This window comes from Sphingobium tyrosinilyticum (assembly GCF_042654265.1).
Taxonomy (GTDB): domain Bacteria; phylum Pseudomonadota; class Alphaproteobacteria; order Sphingomonadales; family Sphingomonadaceae; genus Sphingobium; species Sphingobium tyrosinilyticum.
This window is the reverse complement of the sequence record NZ_JBHSFZ010000058.1, coordinates 167855-182927: the sequence shown is the minus strand read 5'-3', so window position 1 is coordinate 182927 and position 15073 is coordinate 167855. Positions and strand designations below refer to the sequence as shown.

Sequence of the window (15073 nt, the reverse complement as noted above, 5' to 3'; positions counted from 1 at the left end):
GCGACCAAGCGTCCGCCTCTTCAAAGGCCCATTTCGTCCAGCACCTTCGAAATTCCCGTCCCCGGCGCTGTGTAGGCCATGCCCGAGGGCATTTCCCGGAAGGAGGTCATACGAACGCTGAGGCATTCCATCTTGAAGCTCGCGAAAGCTTCATACCATTCGATATCCGCAGCCGACTTGCCCGACACCTCGCTCCACAAGGCGATTGTTTCCTCGCGGGAACCCATGCCGTCCAGACGCGGAATGCCCTGCCGCACCGTCTGGCCATGATCATGCACGAGCCACCAGGCGAGGTCGTGCAGCGCGCCGCCCAATGAGGGCTGCTCCCAGTCCATGACCGCCGCGACCTTGAAATCCGGACCGATCATCATGTTGCCGATACGGGCATCACCCCAGACAATGCCTTCGGGCCGGTTTGCAGGTGTTCCCGCCAGCAAACGGTCGAAGCTGTTGCGCAGCAGCTGCTGCTGTCCCTGCGGGTCGATCCAGTCGAGGAATCGGCGCCACCGGTCAGATTCCTGATCGAACCCGACAGGCCCACCCGGCAGTGTCAGGAACTGCGCCTTTGCCAGCGGAACATGCTGGATCAGCGCGAGTTGGCGGACCGAATCTTCCCACGCCGTCCGGCGGTCCGCAGGCGCGGTCTCGACAAGCCAGCCTTCACGCGAATAAGGCGGATAGCTGACGGCAACGCGTCCAGCCTTCTTTTCCATTACGAAGAATGCCGCACCGAGCAGCGCCGCATCCTCCTCAAACCACAGCGGTTCGGCGACACGGACTAGGCCGGTGTCATGCATCAGCTGCATAATCTGATATTGGCGATCGAACAGATCGTCCAGAAAGACAGTGTTGCGCAACGGCTTGATCCGCACGACCATCCCCCGACTCCGGGGCACGCCGTCTTCTATCCAGCTCGCATCGAACAGGATGGTCTCGTGGCTCATGCCCGCACCGCGGGGGTAGTCCAGATTTTGGATGGCGACGTCGCGGGCCTGCGGCATCTGCTTGCCAAGCCAGGCGGTCAGCGCTGCGCCAAGTTCATCGAGATCGCGGATCGCGGGGGCTACAATGCCAGGTTCACGCGCCTTGATGGTAGCGCTCATGCAGCGCCCCCTTCGGCGGTACGCTCGGCCATGCGTTGCATCGCGTCCATGCACATTTGCAGGGCATGGGCGGGGTTCAGTTCCAGAACGCGGCTGGCCTCCTCATAGATCAGCACATGGCCCGACGGGATGAAATAGGCTTCGCCCGCCTCGATCACCTCATCCGGCCAGTCGGAACCCGGATAGCGCGCGCGCAACCGTCCTTCGAACACATAGCCATAATGCGGACAGGGACAGACGCCGCCCGGCAGTCCGCCCGCCTTGTACATTTCCGAACAGTCGAGCGGTCCCGGAACAGTGGTATAGCCCACTTCCATGTCGCCCCATTTTTCCGTGTGGAAGCCGCCTTCCCCCAGTGCCGGCCAGCGTTGGCTACCCGAGGGCAGATCTTCGGGTCGAGCGTGTGGCATCCTTCTCTCCATATTTCCTATTCAGCCTATGATGCGCAAAAGCGCCCCATCGCGTCAAATATCGAAAATTCGTCATTTGATATGCGTTCCGTCTCAATCCAGTTTTCTGATATCACCACGGTTTGGCGTTCGACCTGTATAATATTTGAATCATGGCTTTCCTGCTCTAGGATCGTGGGTCACAGAGAGAGGAAGTTATGAGATCATTTGAGCCTGCGCCCAAACATCTTGACGAGGTGGCAAGCCCTGAGTGGCTGAGCGCCATCCTATCCGGTCAGCGTGGGGACCTGCGCGTCAACGCCGTGCAGACCCTGGAGGTGCTGGCAACGCAGGCAACCAAGGTCAGGCTGGCCCTGGACATAGTTGAGGATGGAGAGGCATCCCGGATCCAGATTTGCATCAAAGGGGTGCTGACGGACACGGGCGCCTCCTCAGCCACATCCATTATGGAAACTTTATTCTATCGCGACCTCGCCGACGCGATGCCGGTGCGCCGCCCCGAACGCCTCTATGCGCAGATGAGCGCGGACAATAGCCGGGGCGTGGTTGTCATGCGCGACCTGATTGCCGACGGCGCGCATTTCTGCACTGCCCTGTCCCCCTTTACGGCGGACGCCGCAGCGGAGGGGCTGGAACAGCTGGCGGCTCTGCATGTCGCGGGCGCTGCGAGCACACCGGCCTATGAATCGCCCTGGATCGGCCGCTTCCTCGATCGCGTGGCGGAAGCCCCAATCCTGTCCGTCGCCGACCTGCAAGCCTTGCTGGATGGACCGCGCGGCACCGGGCTGCCCCCTGCCCTATTGAGCGCGGAGCGGCTCCACCGCGCGATTGCTCTCTTGGCCGACTATATGCGCGCCGAGCACAATTGCCTGCTGCATGGCGATGCCCATGCCGGCAATGTCTATCGCGATGCCGAAGGGCGCCTGGGCCTGGTCGATTGGCAGGTTATCCAGAAGGGGCACTGGGCGCAGGACGTCGCCTATCATATCGCCGCTGTGCTGACACCTGAAGACCGGCGGACGCATGAACGCCAACTACTTGACCATTATATCGACCATGTGAAGGCGCTGGGTGGACAGCCAATCGACCGAGAGAAGGGATGGCATGATTATCGGCTTGGAATGGTCTATGGCTATTATCTCTGGTCGATCACTCGAAAGGTGGAGCCGCAGATCACCCATGAATTTGTCCGGCGACTGGGCACGGCGGTGGCTGATCTGGAAAGTTTTGAAGCGCTGAACTGTTGAGGAAATGCTATGCGAGCGGCCTCGATTGTTGCGGGCGAGAGAATAGGATAAGGTGAACGATACAGTGAGCGCATAGGTTCGCTTACCCGATCCGGACGAATTCAAAGCATGAGTTCAACGCCAGGCAAAGCCTCCGTCGACGGGCAGCCATGCCCCTGTCATGAAAGCCGAATCGTCGGTGGTGAGGAACAGGGCCACAGTTGAAATATCGCCTACCTCGCCCATGCGGTTGAGCGCAACGCGGCTGGAAGCGCGTTCCACATGCTCGGGATTTTCCCAAATGAACCGAGTCATCTCCGTCTTCACCGATCCGGGGCAAATGGCGTTGACGCGAATATTCGGACCTAGCTCCAGCCCGAGGCAGCGGGTAAACATGATCAGGCCCGCTTTGCTCGCGGAGTAGCCTGACGTGCCCTCCATCGGCATGAGACCACTGACCGACGCGATATTGACGATCGTCGCCCGATCGGCCGCGCGCAAGCTCGGGAGCGCAGCCCGCACGATGTTCGCGGGACCTGTCAGGTTGACAGCCAACATCCGATCCCATTTCTCGGATGACAGTAGATCGAACGGTTCAGCGTAGAAGATACCAGCTGCATTGACGATGCCATCAATGCCGCCCATCGCATGTGCCGCTTGGCCAATAGCATTCTCCACGCCGCGACTGTCAGTGACATCGCAGACCAAGCCCTTCGCTCCAAGCGGAGCCGCGACGGTGTCGATGCCAGCGGCATCGCGGTCGAGCAGAAAGAGCATTGCGCCTTCGGACCCGAACAATTGGGCGATATCCTTGCCCATGCCGCTCGCCGCCCCCGTGATCACGATTTTGCGCCCGTCCAGCCTTCGCGTCATGCCACCTCTCCGCATCTCTCGAACAGTAGGCGCAATGCAACACGCCTATGACAATAATCCGTTCGGCCCTATCGGCCCCACTGTCAAGCCACGGCAGCGACTGCCGACCTAGCTCCTGGCAGAGCACGCGCATCGCGAATTGCCAATTCCATCAAACGCGCCTCTGTCTGGATCAGTGCGTCGATATGCCCGTCCGTCCCAGCTCCCTTTCTCGTTTCACCCAAGGGATTGAAATGGGGGGTCGTCACTACGGTTGCCATGCGCTCAAACCCGGTAAGGACGACCGTCGCCATCAACCGCCAGCGCGCATCCGGCGGATCGGGAGGACAGTCCATCTGTCCGATTAGCAGGTCCAGCATGGGAAAAGTGGTCCGCTGCCGATGCTCCAATATACGCGCATCATCATCAGATAAGCGGTTGCGCATGTGCAGCAGCCGAGCATGGGTGCGCCAAAATTGATAATGGGCCCGCAAAAAGGCCAGAGCACATTCGCGCAGCCTCTCATCAGGCCAGCGTGGGCGTAACAAATCGACAAACGCCTCATCTGCGGTCTCCATCACCCGGGCCAGCGCCGCTAGCAGCAAGTCGCCGAAATCCGGAAAATAGAGATAAAGATTCGTAAGGCGCACCGACGCCTCGCGTGCGACATTAGTCAAATTGACCGGCGGCCCTTGCGGATCGGCGAGCAGGCGCAACATGGCCGAGAGTATACGCTCGCGTGTCTCCTGCCCCTTTCGCCCTAACCGCTGCCCGGCAAGATTATAGCTGACCTCGCGATTGCTCTGGGGTCTACCCCGCCGTCCGGCCGTCTGCACGTTCGTCATCGACGGTTCAGACACCGATGCCGATGGCCTTGGTTTCGAGATATTCCTCGAACCCTTCAAGGCCCCATTCACGACCAACGCCGCTATGCTTGTAGCCGCCGAAGGGCACGTCCGCGAAGCTCCAGGTGCCGCCATTGACGCCCAGCGTGCCGGTGCGAATACGGCGCGCGACACGCATGGCGCGCTCCTTGTCACCCGACTGCACCGCGCCCGACAGGCCATAGTCGCTGTCATTGGCGATGCGCACGGCGTCATCTTCATCCTCGAACGGGATCACGACCAGCACCGGTCCGAAAATCTCCTCGCGGGCGATCTTCATGTCGCTGGTGACGTCGACGAAGCAGGTGGGCTCGATGAAGAAGCCATTGCCCTTTTCGGGCGCCGCCCTGCCGCCGGCGATCAGGCGTGCGCCTTCGGCCTGGCCAGTATCGACATAGCCCAGCACGCGCTCACGCTGGCGTGCGGAGACGACCGGACCCATGATGTTGGTCGGCTCGTCAAAGTCGCCCCACATCTTGGAATAGGCTTCATAGGCGCCCTTGAGGATCTCGACAGCCTCCTCATAGCGGCTACGCGGCACCAGCAGGCGGCTGTTGATCGCACAGCCCTGCCCGGCATGGAACGCCACGATCGAACTTCCCACCGCCTGCGCGAAATCGGGCACGTCCTCGAACACGATGTTGGCCGACTTGCCACCCAGTTCCAGGAAGATGCGCTTCAGCGTCGCCGCACCCTGCGCCATGATGCGCTTGCCGATCGCGGTCGATCCGGTGAAGGAGATGAGGTCGACGCGCGGGTCCGTTACCAGCATCTCGCCCAGGGTTGCTGGGTCCTTCGCGGTGACGACGTTGAACACGCCGCGCGGGAAGCCGACCTCGTGCGCCAGCTCTCCCAGAATTGCATTGATTAGAGGCGTTTCCGGCGCAGGCTTCAGGATGACGGTGCATCCAGCCAGCAGCGCCGGAATGACCTTGCCGACCGCGATATAGAGCGGCACGTTCCAGGGCGTGATTGCGCCGACGACTCCTACGGGCTCGCGCACCACGATGCGGTGGCTGGTCGTGCCCCAGAATTCGGCATTGCCCAGATCTTTTTCCCATTCGAACTCGTCGAATAGCTTGAGCAATTCATCGACATGGCCCAGCGGCGAGTCGACCTGCGGCCCATAGACCGCACCCATGGCCGAACCGATTTCATGCCGGGCAATCTCGACCAGACGGTCGCGGTTGGCCTTCATCTTTTCGCCCAGCTTAGCGACCAGACCGCGGCGCAGCGGGTGATTGGTCGACCAGTCGGTTTCATCAAAGGCGCGACGGGCCGCAACGATCGCCTCTTCCATATCCGCCACCGAGGCGTCGGCGGCATGGCCCACCACTTCGCCGGTCCAGGGACCGATATCCTCATAGGTTTTGCCACCTTCCGCCGCGCGGAGCTGGCCGTCGATGTAGAGCTTGCCTTCGGGGAGCGTTACCATGTCGTCTTCCTTACTGCGCGACGCGCGACTGATATGTGACCGTGCCGATGTGCAAATCGGCCGGAGAATCTATGATTGTACGGAAAATCTGCGTGGTGGAATCATATTGGGTGGCACCGCGCGCCGCCAAGTCGAAGCCCATTTTCGCAGCCGCCTGGAAGAAACGCCCCGCCGCTTCGGGTTCCATTTCCGCGGACATGCCCGGACCAAACATCTGGCCGGCACGCACGACGGTGACGCGAATGCCGCGATCAGCCAATTCATCGCGCAGTCCCCGCGACAAACGCTCCAGCCCCGCTTTGGTCGATTCATAGGCGAGCAGATGCGGCAGCGGAACTTCGACGGATTCCGAACTCAGGTTGACGATATGCCCACCTGTTCGCATCAGGGGAATCGCCGAGCGGCTTGTGAACATCGGCCCGGCCAGGTTGATGGTGACCGCATCCAAGATCTGGGCGTCGGTCGCCTCTTCAATCAGGAAGGGCTGGAAGATCGCGGCGTTGTTGATCAGGACGTCAATCGGGCCATGCGTCTCTGCAATCGAGGCGAAGGCCGCGCGGACGCTGTCAGGGGAGGACACGTCGCACTGCACCGCGCTGGCGCGCTCACCGATGGCAGCCGCCACTTCCTGCACCTTCGACAGCGTGCGGCCGAGCAGCAGTATGGTGTCGCCGTCCGCGGCGAAGCGTTGCGCCAGGGCCCGGCCTAATCCGCCATTGGCGCCGGTGATCACGATCGTCTTGCCAGTCATCTCGCCTCCCTATTTCTAGGCGCGCGGACCTAGCACAGCCTGGCGGCCCGCAGGATCGCCCGCACGATTTCCGCTCAGCCACGGCCCGGATAGGCCGACCAGTCCCCCGCATAGGCCACGCCGCCGGGCCAAAATTCCGTGCCGCTGATCTTTCGGAAATAATGCACCGTCCGAGCAATTGACCCGGCTTTCGAGCGCGGTTCCATCGCAATGCCGCTGGGCGACATGCCCGCTGCTCGCATTCCGAAATCGTTAATAGTGAAGGTCAGGTCATCACTCTGCTGTGCGGTCATCACCAACTGATCGCCGGGACAATAATGACGCGGCTCAATCTGGATGTCACATAGCTCACCCCTTTTCATGGCGACATGACCGGGGACATTGGCAACTTCTAGGCTATGCACGTTTTCGTACCAGTCCTGATATTCCCGGTAACGGCCGGGCACATAGTTACCCAAGATAATGCTGACGCCTGACAGCGGCTTGTCACGCTCCCAATTGGGACTGCCCTTCCAGTCACCGAATAACTTGTAGGTAAAAAGCCGTTCGGTCCCGTCGTCGGCAACCAAGCCGCCGTCCCGAGCATCCGCAATCAGCGGGCCGAGCGCGGGAAGGTCTATTTCTGGCGAGGCAAGTTCGAAATCATAGACGCTCATGTAGCGCCAGGGCTGCGGGATGTCGGCCATGATCTGCTCGGGCGTCACCTCATAACGGTCCGCGCCTTTAAAGCCGCGCAACCTGTTCATCGATTGGCGGTGCGCGCCATCAAAGAATGCGGCATAATCCGCCTCTTTTCCCGACGGCACATTATGCAGATGTATCGTTGTATAGAGCGCCATGCCCATCCTCATCCCCATCTCGATTGCGCGTGAGAATGGAGGCGCTCTTCGCGCAGCGCAATGCACGCGCTACGACATCGCCCCGGCGAATGTATCCCCTTTGGCGTGACAAGGTGGCCCCGTGAGTGCATCGCATGGAGCAGGAGTTCAACGGGTGCACATGTCGGATACATCAACACCAATGCCGGCGAGCCTTGATGCAGGCAGTCCAGCAGCGTTCTTTCGCAAGCGGGGTGAACTTTTCGAGCCCACCGGGATTGGCATTAACCCATGGAACGGCAGCAGCCAGAATGGCGTGTCGCTCGCGTCACTGGTCGCGCATGTCGTCGATCGCGTCCCAGCACCAACAAACATGCATGTCGCGCGGTTGAATATCGATATCATGGGTGCGGTACCCATGCAGCCCCTAACCCCCGTCCTCAGTATCGCGCGAGAAGGGCCGCGTGTGCAATTGGTTGACCTGACGCTTCGGACTGGAGGACGCGATTGGGTCAAGGCAAGCGCTCTGCGGGTGCGTGTCGCCGCAACCCCGCCTGTCGAGCAGCCACTTGCCACCCCATTTCCCGAGGGTGCTCCATCGGAAAGATATGGCTGGCTGGAAAAAATCGGCCAAAATCTTGACGGCATTCAGCCTGGAGGGCGATGGATCCGGTTCCACGGTGCCGCCGTCGAAGGTGAGCAGCTCTCCCCCCTCGAACGAGTAGCGATGGTGGCGGATTTCGGCGCAGGCATTGCCGCGCCCCTGCCTCGTACAGATTGGACGTTAGCCAATCTCGACATAACGCTTCACCTCAGCCGCCTGCCCCGCAGCGAGTGGCTGCTGATCGAATCCAGCGCCGAAACATCGGGAAACGGCGTCGGCATCATCCACAACCGCTTTGGCGACCAGGAAGGCATGATTGGAGCCGGCCATCAGACAATCTTCCTCGACCGTTGGCAGCGCCCTAATCCGTTCGTCCAAGGCTAGGTCAACGGACCTTAAATATCGCGTGAACGGGCGATTATCTCCTCTCCGTACCATCGCACATGGTCCGACCACTTCGCGCGGCTGGCATGGCCGGGATCATACATCACCCAAGTGACTCCCGCCCCAGCTAACCTTTGCAGTTCCTCGATATATCGATCCGCTTCGCTTCGGGTGAGTGCTTCGGGACGCACCAGCGCACCTATGATGATGTCGAACGGTCCGGTGCGTCCCAGTTCCTCACGCAGAACTTTTACGCGCGCCACCTTTTGCGCGAGATCATCGATGGAGGTGATGCCACTGTCGCGATTGAGCTTCGACATTTTCGGGTTAACGAAGACCGGAGACCAGCCGTCACCCCACCTGGCCGCCCGTTCGCCCGCGGCATTGCTGCCCCCACCGATCCAGACGAGGGGCTGCGGATCGGGTGCGGGGCGCGGTTCATTGCCAACCGCATTGAAGCCCATGCCCTGTTTGATCACTGGCCCACCGGCCCAGGCGAGACGGATGGTTTCGAGCGCTTCGTCCGATAGCTTGCCGCGCTTGTGAAAATCGACGCCCAAGGCATCAAACTCGGCTTTCTGAAAGCCCGCCGCAGCGCCCAATATGAGGCGGCCTCCGGAAAGAACCTGAAGGCTTGCGGCGGCCTTTGCGGTTATGAAGGGGTTGCGATAAGGCAACACCAGGATGTTGGTGTGCAACCGAATGGTCGTGCTGCAAGCTGCGACGACGGCCAAGGCCGTGAAGGGATCAAGCGTGTCATGTCCCAGCCCCTGCCGCAGCCAAGCAGCGTCGGGCGCGGGATGATCCGTGACATAGCAGGCGTCGACAGCCACGCATTCTAACGTCTCGGCCATTTCGCGGATTGCGTCCATGGTCTGGAACTCCCCAGGCGTTATGACGCCCACCGGAATGTGGAGAGAGAATTTCATGGAGACACCCCTTGAATCAACGGAGCCAGAACTAAGCTAACAGCTGTTAGCTTAGGCGCAAGGCTTGAGCAAGGTGGGCGCGTTCAATCAAACAGGCGCTCAATAGCGCTGTGCACAAAGGCGATGATCGCAGCAGGCGTGTTGCCCGGATGACGGGGGGCAAGATGGGCGAGCGCGACACGGCCATGGGCGAGTGAGATGATCTGAAGTGTTGCGGTTATTGGATCGTCGGCGGCAAAGGGCATGCCGTCATCCCCTATCGCGCGCACACCGCGCAGAACGCTTCGATAAACCGGCTGTAGCAGGCCCGGCTCGTCAGGCAACGCACCGGTATCGACGAGAAAGCCGAAAAGCAGTTGATAACGAGATGGGCGTTCCATCGCGTAGCTCACAAAGCCCGCCAGCTGGGCCTTTAATCGCTTGAGAGAGGTTGCAGACTCGGCACACTGATCTTCTGCCAGCCCCATGGCATCGGCAAGCTGCTGCCAACACTCGCGCGCGACAAATTCCAGCATGGCACGGGCGTCCGGGAATTGCGAATAAACCGACGGCGGCGCGACACCGACTTCCCGCGCGATCGTGCGCAAGCTCAGGCCAGATGCCGGTGCACGATCGAGCAGCCGCATAGCGGCTTCGAGCACCTCCTGACGCAAAAGGCTGCCCTGCCCACGCTGGTTGCGGAGCCGTTGCGGTTTAACAGGCATCATCGGCCAGCAAGGAGAGGACGTGCAACATCAGGTTCATCCACATCAGGAACGGCCCTCCGTCAAGGTTGATCAGAACAACTCACACCCGTAAGGTGAGGGCTTGGAATGAGGAGCAGCGCTATGGACAACATGAGCGATGTTGAACGCCTAATCGCCATTGAGGATATCAAGCATCTAAAAGCCCGCCGCGACCGCGCGCTCGACACAAAAGACTGGGCGACCTACACCGCCGTTCACGCGCCCGACCATATTTCACACAGCGACGGAGAAACGCGGCGCCAAGGCAATGTTGTCAATACTGACTTCGTCATTCGTGCGTTGCACGACAAAGTGTCAGTGCATCATTCCCATACGCCTGAAATCAGTTTTGAAACGCCCACTCGTGCGCGCGGCATCTGGGCGATGGAAGACAATATCTATTGGACCGAGGACGGTGAGAACCATTGGCTGCGCGGCTTTGGCCATTATCATGAGATTTACGAAAAGCGAGACGGGCAGTGGCTATTCGTCTTTCGCCGGCTTACCCGCCTGCGCGTGGAGACATCGGGCAAATTTCCAGGCTTTACTTCTCCCGTGCCGGAAAAGGCCTGATCTGGCGCGAGGCATTGACATCGCACCCGTCACCATCCTAGCCAATGCCATAACCGCATTGCATTAGACGCAAAGCGTCTGCCGCTTCACTAACAATCTGAACAACGGGGCAGGCGAAGAGGAGAGAGAGGATGGACGCCGAGCTTGAACGGAAGATGCGCCAGTTGATCGACCGGCAGGAGATCTGGGATCTGCTGCTACGGTTCGGGCGCGGGCTTGATCGGCTGGATGCCGAGATGGTTCGATCCATCTATTGGGACGACGCGATTGAGGACCATCATGCCTTTATCGGGACGCCCGACGGCTTCATCGAATGGGCGAACGGCTATTCAAGGTCGGCCGTACGCGTGCAGCATCATGTCATGACCAATCATTATTGCGAGCTGGATGGCGATGATGCCTATTCGGAAACATATTACACCTTCATTTCCGAAAATTGGGAACCGCCGCATCTGCTGTCGATCGGGCGCTATGCCGACCATTTTCAGCGCCGCGATGGCGTGTGGAAGATCGCCAACCGCGTTACAATGATCGAATCGAACCTCGACATTCCCTCCGCGGTGCCGCTGGAAGCCATTTATGGCCTACAGAATACCTGTGGGCAGCCTGTCCTGCCCTGCGCCCGGGACCGGACCGATTTCAGCTACCAAAAACCCGTCCGCCCGCGCCGTCCACTTGACGCCGCAGCCGCGGAATGACGGTAGAAAGGCTTCTCATGAAACAGACTTCACAAAGCGCGCACGCCCGCGAATTGAAGGTGGGCAGCATCGGCATTTGGTCGGTCCTGCCGCGCTACGCGCCCGAGGGCGCGGGATTGGCTGCTGCCAAGGACCTTGAGGAAATGGGGTTCGGAACACTTTGGGTGCCAGGGGGTGTCGATAATGGGATCCTCGCCTCGCTCGATGAGTTGATGGATGCCACCAGTTCGATCACGCTCGCCGCCGGCGTGCTCAACATCTGGATGCACGAGCCAGAGGAAGTCGCGGCCTGGTGGAACGGCCAGTCGCCTGAGCGGCAAAGCCGCCTTGTCATGGGCATCGGCGTCAGCCACGGGCCGCTGATCGGCGACGCGTACAAGGATGTAAAGCCGCTCGCGAAGATGCGGGCCTATGTGAACGCTCTTGAAGCGGCCGGCATGCCCCTTGGCCGAGTGGCTCTCGGCGGGTTGGGCCCGAAGATGCTGGAGCTCGCGGCGACCCGCACCGCAGGCACCCACCCCTATTTGGTTTCACCGCGCCATTCCGCCGCCGCGCGGGAGATCATGGGACCAGACGCCCTGATCGCGCCGCATCAGAATGTCATTCTAGAAAGCGATGCCGCTACGGCGCGGGCTTGGGCGCGCGGTATGCTCTCAGCCTATCTCAACCTTCCCAACTATATGAACAATTGGCTGCGTGACGGTTTTTCGCAGCAGGAGATCGATGATGTCAACGACCGGCTCGTCGACAGCCTGTTCGCCTGGGGCGACCTGGACGCCATTGCCGCCCGTATTCAGGAGCATTTCGATGCGGGCGCGGATCATGTCGCACTGCACGTAACCAGCGCCAACGGCCTGGCGGCGGGTATCGACGAACATATGCCCATATGGCGGGAACTGGCGAAACTGCTGTGAGCGGCGAGAGCGCCGTCATTAACCGCTTCTATGACAAGCTGCTCAAAGGCGATCTGGATCGCGCAGCAGCGTGCCAGAAGCGCGATGCGCTGACCAGACACAGCAGCGATCGCAAGGCGCCAAAGGTTGCAGGAACCGGAACTGATAATATCAAACGGCGGCGAGCGGGGCGCTGTCGATGTGCGGCGCCATCTCACCTCCGATGGCTACGTGCAGGAAAATGATTTTCATATGTGCACTACCGATGACGCCGGACTGATCCTTGCATTTTTCAATGGTCGCGTGGATGAGGACGGGCTGCTCGCGCATATTAGCGCGATATCTCGAACAAAGAGCATGTTTGCGCCACCGGCGGACGCTCCTACCCAATCGCCGGGACGCCCCTAATCCCAGCGCCGTGCCGCCCGGGCGATGGCATGCGGCGGCCGGGCGCATGCGCTTGTAAAGCGGCAACTGTCCGCTTACGCCAAAGAGGATGCTCCGCGTTCCCGCCGTCGAAGGAGCGCGCGCACCCGATCAGGAATCGGAAAGGACGATTTGATGAAAAGCCTTGTGTTTCATGGTCCACGTGACATTCGTTATGAAAGCGTGGCCGACCCGATCCTGTCGAATGCCCGCTCCGCAATTGTCAAAATCAGTAAGTGCGGCATCTGCGGCAGCGATCTTCACCCCTATCATGTGGGCTCGTCCAGCACCGGTTATTGCATCGGCCATGAAGCGGTGGGCGAAGTTGTCGAAGTCGGCGTCGAGGTGAAGAAGTTCAAGACTGGCGATCGTGTCATTGTTGCCGGGTCAGTCAGCTGCGGTGAGTGCGAACCGTGCCGCAACAATTTGCCGATGATCTGCCGCAGCTATCCCACCTGCCGTGTGTTCGGCCAGGGCATGCACGGGTTGGGCGGGGGCCAGGCAGAGGCCATCGAAGTGCCGGTCGCCGATTATAATCTGCATTCCACGCGCGGCGCTTCCGATGCGCTCGGTATCCTGCTCAGCGACAATCTGTCCACCGGCTGGACCTGTGCCAAAAATGCGAAGGTGCAACCGGGATCGAGCGTGGCTGTCATCGGCCTGGGCGCCGTGGGCCTGAGCGGGATAGTGTCTGCGCAGGCGCTGGGCGCCGATCGCGTGTTCGCCATCGACTTGTTGGAGGACCGGCTGGATGCAGCGTCGGCTTTGGGTGCGATTCCGATCAATGCAACCAATGCTCTGGACGAAATCCGTGCCGCGACCGACGGCCAGGGCGTCGATAGCATTCTGGATGCGGTAGGCATTGCCAAGACCGCCGAACTGGACGCGCTGGCGGTTAAGCGCGGCGGTCATGTCTGCATTGTGGGCCTGCCGGAAGCGGCGAGCGTTCCCTTCCCGCTGCTGACCGGAATTGCGCGCAACGTCACTTTCACGCTGACAGCCTGCTCGATTCAGGCGGCTCTGCCCGAATTGTTCGATGCGCTAGAGAGCGGGAAGCTGAAGGCCGACGCGATCGAACGTATGGTAACGCATGACATCGCTCTGTCCGACGGCGCCGCCGCTTATGCACTGTTCGATGCGCGGCGCGACGGCGTAAAGAAGGTTCTGCTGACCCCCTGATAATTCAGGTGCGACAGACAAGAGGTTTAAGGAAAGAGATGACCGAAGACAGCAATGTAATGGATCGACTGCTCGCTGCGATTGTGGCTGGCGATCTTGACGGCGTGCGGGCCTGTTTCACGCCCGATGGAGAAGTCTGGCACGGCTATGACTGTATCGCGCATGATGTGAACGGCTTCGTCGCGAGTGTGAAGGGGGTAGCGGCCGCGGGTATCGAGCTGCGCTATGACGATGTCCGCCGCCATCCAACGCCGACAGGCTTCGTGCAGCAGCATCTTCTGGTGACGCCTGATGCTGAGGGCGGCTATTCGGCGAAGCCCTGCTGCGTCGTTGTCGAGCTGAAGGACGGCCGCATCCATCGCGCGCTCGAATATCTCGACCGCACCGGGGTCGTGAAATCCCTTACTGTTCCGATGGTTACGCCGGGCCTCTAATTCAATTTGAGTTATGAGGCGTTCGCCTTGCCCAGTGGGACACAGGCGCCGATAGAATTTTGGTGTTTCTGGCGCTCACGCGGCCCGCCTTGTTGCAAGGCGAGCCGCATGTTTTCAGGCATTTTGCGGCAGTGCCAGCACATAGTCGATCAGCTTGTTATAGCCGCTCGGTTGGTGCACTATTTCGCGAATTTCGGGGATGGTCAGGCCGCTGCATTTTGTCAGTACCTGCTGCTGCCACTGATAAGTGTCGACGAACCATTCCATGCGCATCAGACGGCCATCCTCACCCACGGTAGCGAAGTCGGCCTGATGAACGGTCGCGATCTGGCCGTCGGGGGCGGTGCCCCCGAAGGTGATGCGTGCTATCCAGCCGTCTTCCTTCAAAAAGACCTTGTAGTCGGTCAGTCGGAAATCCGGGAAGCCGACCCAATACATCTGATATTCACGCCAGCAGCTCATGCTGTCGGGCGCGCCGTTCACTGCGTATTTGAACTCGCCGACCAGCGGACCGAAGAAAGTGATGTCCCAAGGCTCATCATAAACTTTGCCGCCGGCCGACCAGGCACCGGGCAACAGGATCGGTTGATCCTTGTGGAGATGGGCGGTCATCTGCGGCTCATAGGTGGAACGCGCCATTTCAAGAAAGATTTCGGCCCGGTCGTTAGTGGTCATCACAGTCTCCTGACGGTGTGTCTTTGCAATTTGCGAATGGCTCTAAATGGTAAAGTCAAGAAGATCGGCAAACA

18 protein-coding genes are annotated in these 15073 nt (G+C 60.3%); 7 read left to right on the top strand and 11 right to left on the bottom strand.

Annotation, left to right across the window (positions count from 1 at the left end; translation table 11 throughout):
• Positions 1-20: 20 nt before the first annotated feature.
• Together ACFO3E_RS16825 and ACFO3E_RS16820 are read right to left on the bottom strand one after the other, a co-directional pair.
• On the bottom strand, positions 21-1103 hold the full coding sequence (locus tag ACFO3E_RS16825) for a phosphotransferase family protein (protein WP_380806497.1): 1083 nt from the start codon (positions 1101-1103) through the stop codon (positions 21-23).
• Positions 1100-1513: a cupin domain-containing protein gene (locus tag ACFO3E_RS16820; RefSeq protein WP_380806495.1), complete on the bottom strand. Its 414-nt coding sequence runs from the start codon at positions 1511-1513 to the stop codon at positions 1100-1102. The genes ACFO3E_RS16825 and ACFO3E_RS16820 overlap by 4 nt, the downstream gene beginning before the upstream one ends.
• A 197-nt stretch (positions 1514-1710) precedes the next feature.
• Here ACFO3E_RS16820 and ACFO3E_RS16815 point away from each other — a divergent pair, with 197 nt between their 5' ends.
• On the top strand, positions 1711-2760 hold the full coding sequence (locus ACFO3E_RS16815; RefSeq protein WP_380806492.1) for a phosphotransferase: 1050 nt from the start codon (positions 1711-1713) through the stop codon (positions 2758-2760).
• Positions 2761-2874: 114 nt separating this feature from the next.
• Here the strand turns inward: ACFO3E_RS16815 and ACFO3E_RS16810 are convergent, their stop codons facing one another.
• The 5 genes from ACFO3E_RS16810 to ACFO3E_RS16790 all read right to left on the bottom strand — a co-directional run bounded on the left by ACFO3E_RS16810 (position 2875) and on the right by ACFO3E_RS16790 (position 7500).
• Positions 2875-3612: an SDR family NAD(P)-dependent oxidoreductase gene (locus ACFO3E_RS16810; protein WP_380806490.1), complete on the bottom strand. Its 738-nt coding sequence runs from the start codon at positions 3610-3612 to the stop codon at positions 2875-2877.
• Between the two features lie 83 nt (positions 3613-3695).
• Positions 3696-4436 carry a TetR/AcrR family transcriptional regulator gene (locus ACFO3E_RS16805; protein WP_380806487.1) on the bottom strand — a complete coding sequence of 247 codons (741 nt, stop codon included), beginning with the start codon at positions 4434-4436 and terminating at the stop codon, positions 3696-3698.
• A gap of 7 nt (positions 4437-4443) precedes the next feature.
• On the bottom strand, positions 4444-5910 hold the full coding sequence (locus ACFO3E_RS16800) for an aldehyde dehydrogenase family protein (RefSeq protein WP_380806484.1): 1467 nt from the start codon (positions 5908-5910) through the stop codon (positions 4444-4446).
• Between the two features lie 10 nt (positions 5911-5920).
• The gene (locus ACFO3E_RS16795) at positions 5921-6661 is read right to left on the bottom strand and encodes an SDR family oxidoreductase (RefSeq protein WP_380806482.1); all 741 of its coding nucleotides are present in this window, start codon (positions 6659-6661) and stop codon (positions 5921-5923) included.
• Positions 6662-6735: 74 nt separating this feature from the next.
• Positions 6736-7500 (bottom strand): hypothetical protein, encoded by a 765-nt coding sequence (locus ACFO3E_RS16790; protein WP_380806479.1) that lies wholly within the window; start codon positions 7498-7500, stop codon positions 6736-6738.
• Between the two features lie 181 nt (positions 7501-7681).
• Between ACFO3E_RS16790 and ACFO3E_RS16785 the strand changes: the two genes are divergently transcribed.
• Positions 7682-8467, top strand: a complete 786-nt coding sequence (locus ACFO3E_RS16785; RefSeq protein ID WP_380806477.1) for a thioesterase family protein — start codon at positions 7682-7684, stop codon at positions 8465-8467.
• An 11-nt stretch (positions 8468-8478) separates the two neighbouring features.
• Here ACFO3E_RS16785 and ACFO3E_RS16780 read toward each other — a convergent pair whose 3' ends face one another.
• On the bottom strand, positions 8479-9396 hold the full coding sequence (locus tag ACFO3E_RS16780; protein WP_380806474.1) for a TIGR03619 family F420-dependent LLM class oxidoreductase: 918 nt from the start codon (positions 9394-9396) through the stop codon (positions 8479-8481).
• An 83-nt stretch (positions 9397-9479) separates the two neighbouring features.
• Complete coding sequence (locus tag ACFO3E_RS16775) at positions 9480-10022, bottom strand: TetR/AcrR family transcriptional regulator (protein WP_380806471.1); 543 nt, start codon at positions 10020-10022, stop codon at positions 9480-9482.
• A gap of 201 nt (positions 10023-10223) precedes the next feature.
• Between ACFO3E_RS16775 and ACFO3E_RS16770 the strand changes: the two genes are divergently transcribed.
• From ACFO3E_RS16770 to ACFO3E_RS16760, 3 genes are all read left to right on the top strand, one after another.
• Entirely contained in the window at positions 10224-10694 is a 471-nt protein-coding gene (locus tag ACFO3E_RS16770; RefSeq protein ID WP_380806469.1) for a nuclear transport factor 2 family protein, read from the top strand.
• A 131-nt stretch (positions 10695-10825) separates the two neighbouring features.
• Entirely contained in the window at positions 10826-11392 is a 567-nt protein-coding gene (locus tag ACFO3E_RS16765; RefSeq protein WP_380806467.1) for a nuclear transport factor 2 family protein, read from the top strand.
• A gap of 17 nt (positions 11393-11409) precedes the next feature.
• Entirely contained in the window at positions 11410-12306 is an 897-nt protein-coding gene (locus tag ACFO3E_RS16760) for a TIGR03620 family F420-dependent LLM class oxidoreductase (RefSeq protein WP_380806464.1), read from the top strand.
• A gap of 150 nt (positions 12307-12456) precedes the next feature.
• Here ACFO3E_RS16760 and ACFO3E_RS16755 read toward each other — a convergent pair whose 3' ends face one another.
• Complete coding sequence (locus ACFO3E_RS16755; protein ID WP_380806462.1) at positions 12457-12615, bottom strand: hypothetical protein; 159 nt, start codon at positions 12613-12615, stop codon at positions 12457-12459.
• Between the two features lie 231 nt (positions 12616-12846).
• On the opposite strand from ACFO3E_RS16755, the gene ACFO3E_RS16750 reads away from it, so the two are divergent.
• Both ACFO3E_RS16750 and ACFO3E_RS16745 read left to right on the top strand, forming a co-directional pair.
• Positions 12847-13890 carry an alcohol dehydrogenase catalytic domain-containing protein gene (locus ACFO3E_RS16750; protein WP_380806459.1) on the top strand — a complete coding sequence of 348 codons (1044 nt, stop codon included), beginning with the start codon at positions 12847-12849 and terminating at the stop codon, positions 13888-13890.
• 38 nt (positions 13891-13928) lie between these two features.
• Complete coding sequence (locus ACFO3E_RS16745; protein ID WP_380806456.1) at positions 13929-14324, top strand: nuclear transport factor 2 family protein; 396 nt, start codon at positions 13929-13931, stop codon at positions 14322-14324.
• A 114-nt stretch (positions 14325-14438) separates the two neighbouring features.
• On the opposite strand, the gene ACFO3E_RS16740 is transcribed toward ACFO3E_RS16745, so the two are convergent.
• Positions 14439-14999: a nuclear transport factor 2-like protein gene (locus ACFO3E_RS16740; protein ID WP_380806455.1), complete on the bottom strand. Its 561-nt coding sequence runs from the start codon at positions 14997-14999 to the stop codon at positions 14439-14441.
• Between the last annotated feature and the right edge of the window lie 74 nt (positions 15000-15073).

Bases quoted from the DNA above. Each gene is read 5' to 3' on its own strand.
- ACFO3E_RS16825 (WP_380806497.1), bottom strand. From the start codon at position 1,103: ATGAGCGCTACCATCAAGGCGCGTGAACCTGGCATTGTAGCCCCCGCG.
- ACFO3E_RS16820 (WP_380806495.1), bottom strand. From the start codon at position 1,513: ATGCCACACGCTCGACCCGAAGATCTGCCCTCGGGTAGCCAACGCTGG.
- ACFO3E_RS16815 (WP_380806492.1), top strand. From the start codon at position 1,711: ATGAGATCATTTGAGCCTGCGCCCAAACATCTTGACGAGGTGGCAAGC.
- ACFO3E_RS16810 (WP_380806490.1), bottom strand. From the start codon at position 3,612: ATGACGCGAAGGCTGGACGGGCGCAAAATCGTGATCACGGGGGCGGCG.
- ACFO3E_RS16805 (WP_380806487.1), bottom strand. From the start codon at position 4,436: ATGACGAACGTGCAGACGGCCGGACGGCGGGGTAGACCCCAGAGCAAT.
- ACFO3E_RS16800 (WP_380806484.1), bottom strand. From the start codon at position 5,910: ATGGTAACGCTCCCCGAAGGCAAGCTCTACATCGACGGCCAGCTCCGC.
- ACFO3E_RS16795 (WP_380806482.1), bottom strand. From the start codon at position 6,661: ATGACTGGCAAGACGATCGTGATCACCGGCGCCAATGGCGGATTAGGC.
- ACFO3E_RS16790 (WP_380806479.1), bottom strand. From the start codon at position 7,500: ATGGCGCTCTATACAACGATACATCTGCATAATGTGCCGTCGGGAAAA.
- ACFO3E_RS16785 (WP_380806477.1), top strand. From the start codon at position 7,682: ATGCCGGCGAGCCTTGATGCAGGCAGTCCAGCAGCGTTCTTTCGCAAG.
- ACFO3E_RS16780 (WP_380806474.1), bottom strand. From the start codon at position 9,396: ATGAAATTCTCTCTCCACATTCCGGTGGGCGTCATAACGCCTGGGGAG.
- ACFO3E_RS16775 (WP_380806471.1), bottom strand. From the start codon at position 10,022: ATGCGGCTGCTCGATCGTGCACCGGCATCTGGCCTGAGCTTGCGCACG.
- ACFO3E_RS16770 (WP_380806469.1), top strand. From the start codon at position 10,224: ATGGACAACATGAGCGATGTTGAACGCCTAATCGCCATTGAGGATATC.
- ACFO3E_RS16765 (WP_380806467.1), top strand. From the start codon at position 10,826: ATGGACGCCGAGCTTGAACGGAAGATGCGCCAGTTGATCGACCGGCAG.
- ACFO3E_RS16760 (WP_380806464.1), top strand. From the start codon at position 11,410: ATGAAACAGACTTCACAAAGCGCGCACGCCCGCGAATTGAAGGTGGGC.
- ACFO3E_RS16755 (WP_380806462.1), bottom strand. From the start codon at position 12,615: ATGCGCGAGCAGCCCGTCCTCATCCACGCGACCATTGAAAAATGCAAG.
- ACFO3E_RS16750 (WP_380806459.1), top strand. From the start codon at position 12,847: ATGAAAAGCCTTGTGTTTCATGGTCCACGTGACATTCGTTATGAAAGC.
- ACFO3E_RS16745 (WP_380806456.1), top strand. From the start codon at position 13,929: ATGACCGAAGACAGCAATGTAATGGATCGACTGCTCGCTGCGATTGTG.
- ACFO3E_RS16740 (WP_380806455.1), bottom strand. From the start codon at position 14,999: ATGACCACTAACGACCGGGCCGAAATCTTTCTTGAAATGGCGCGTTCC.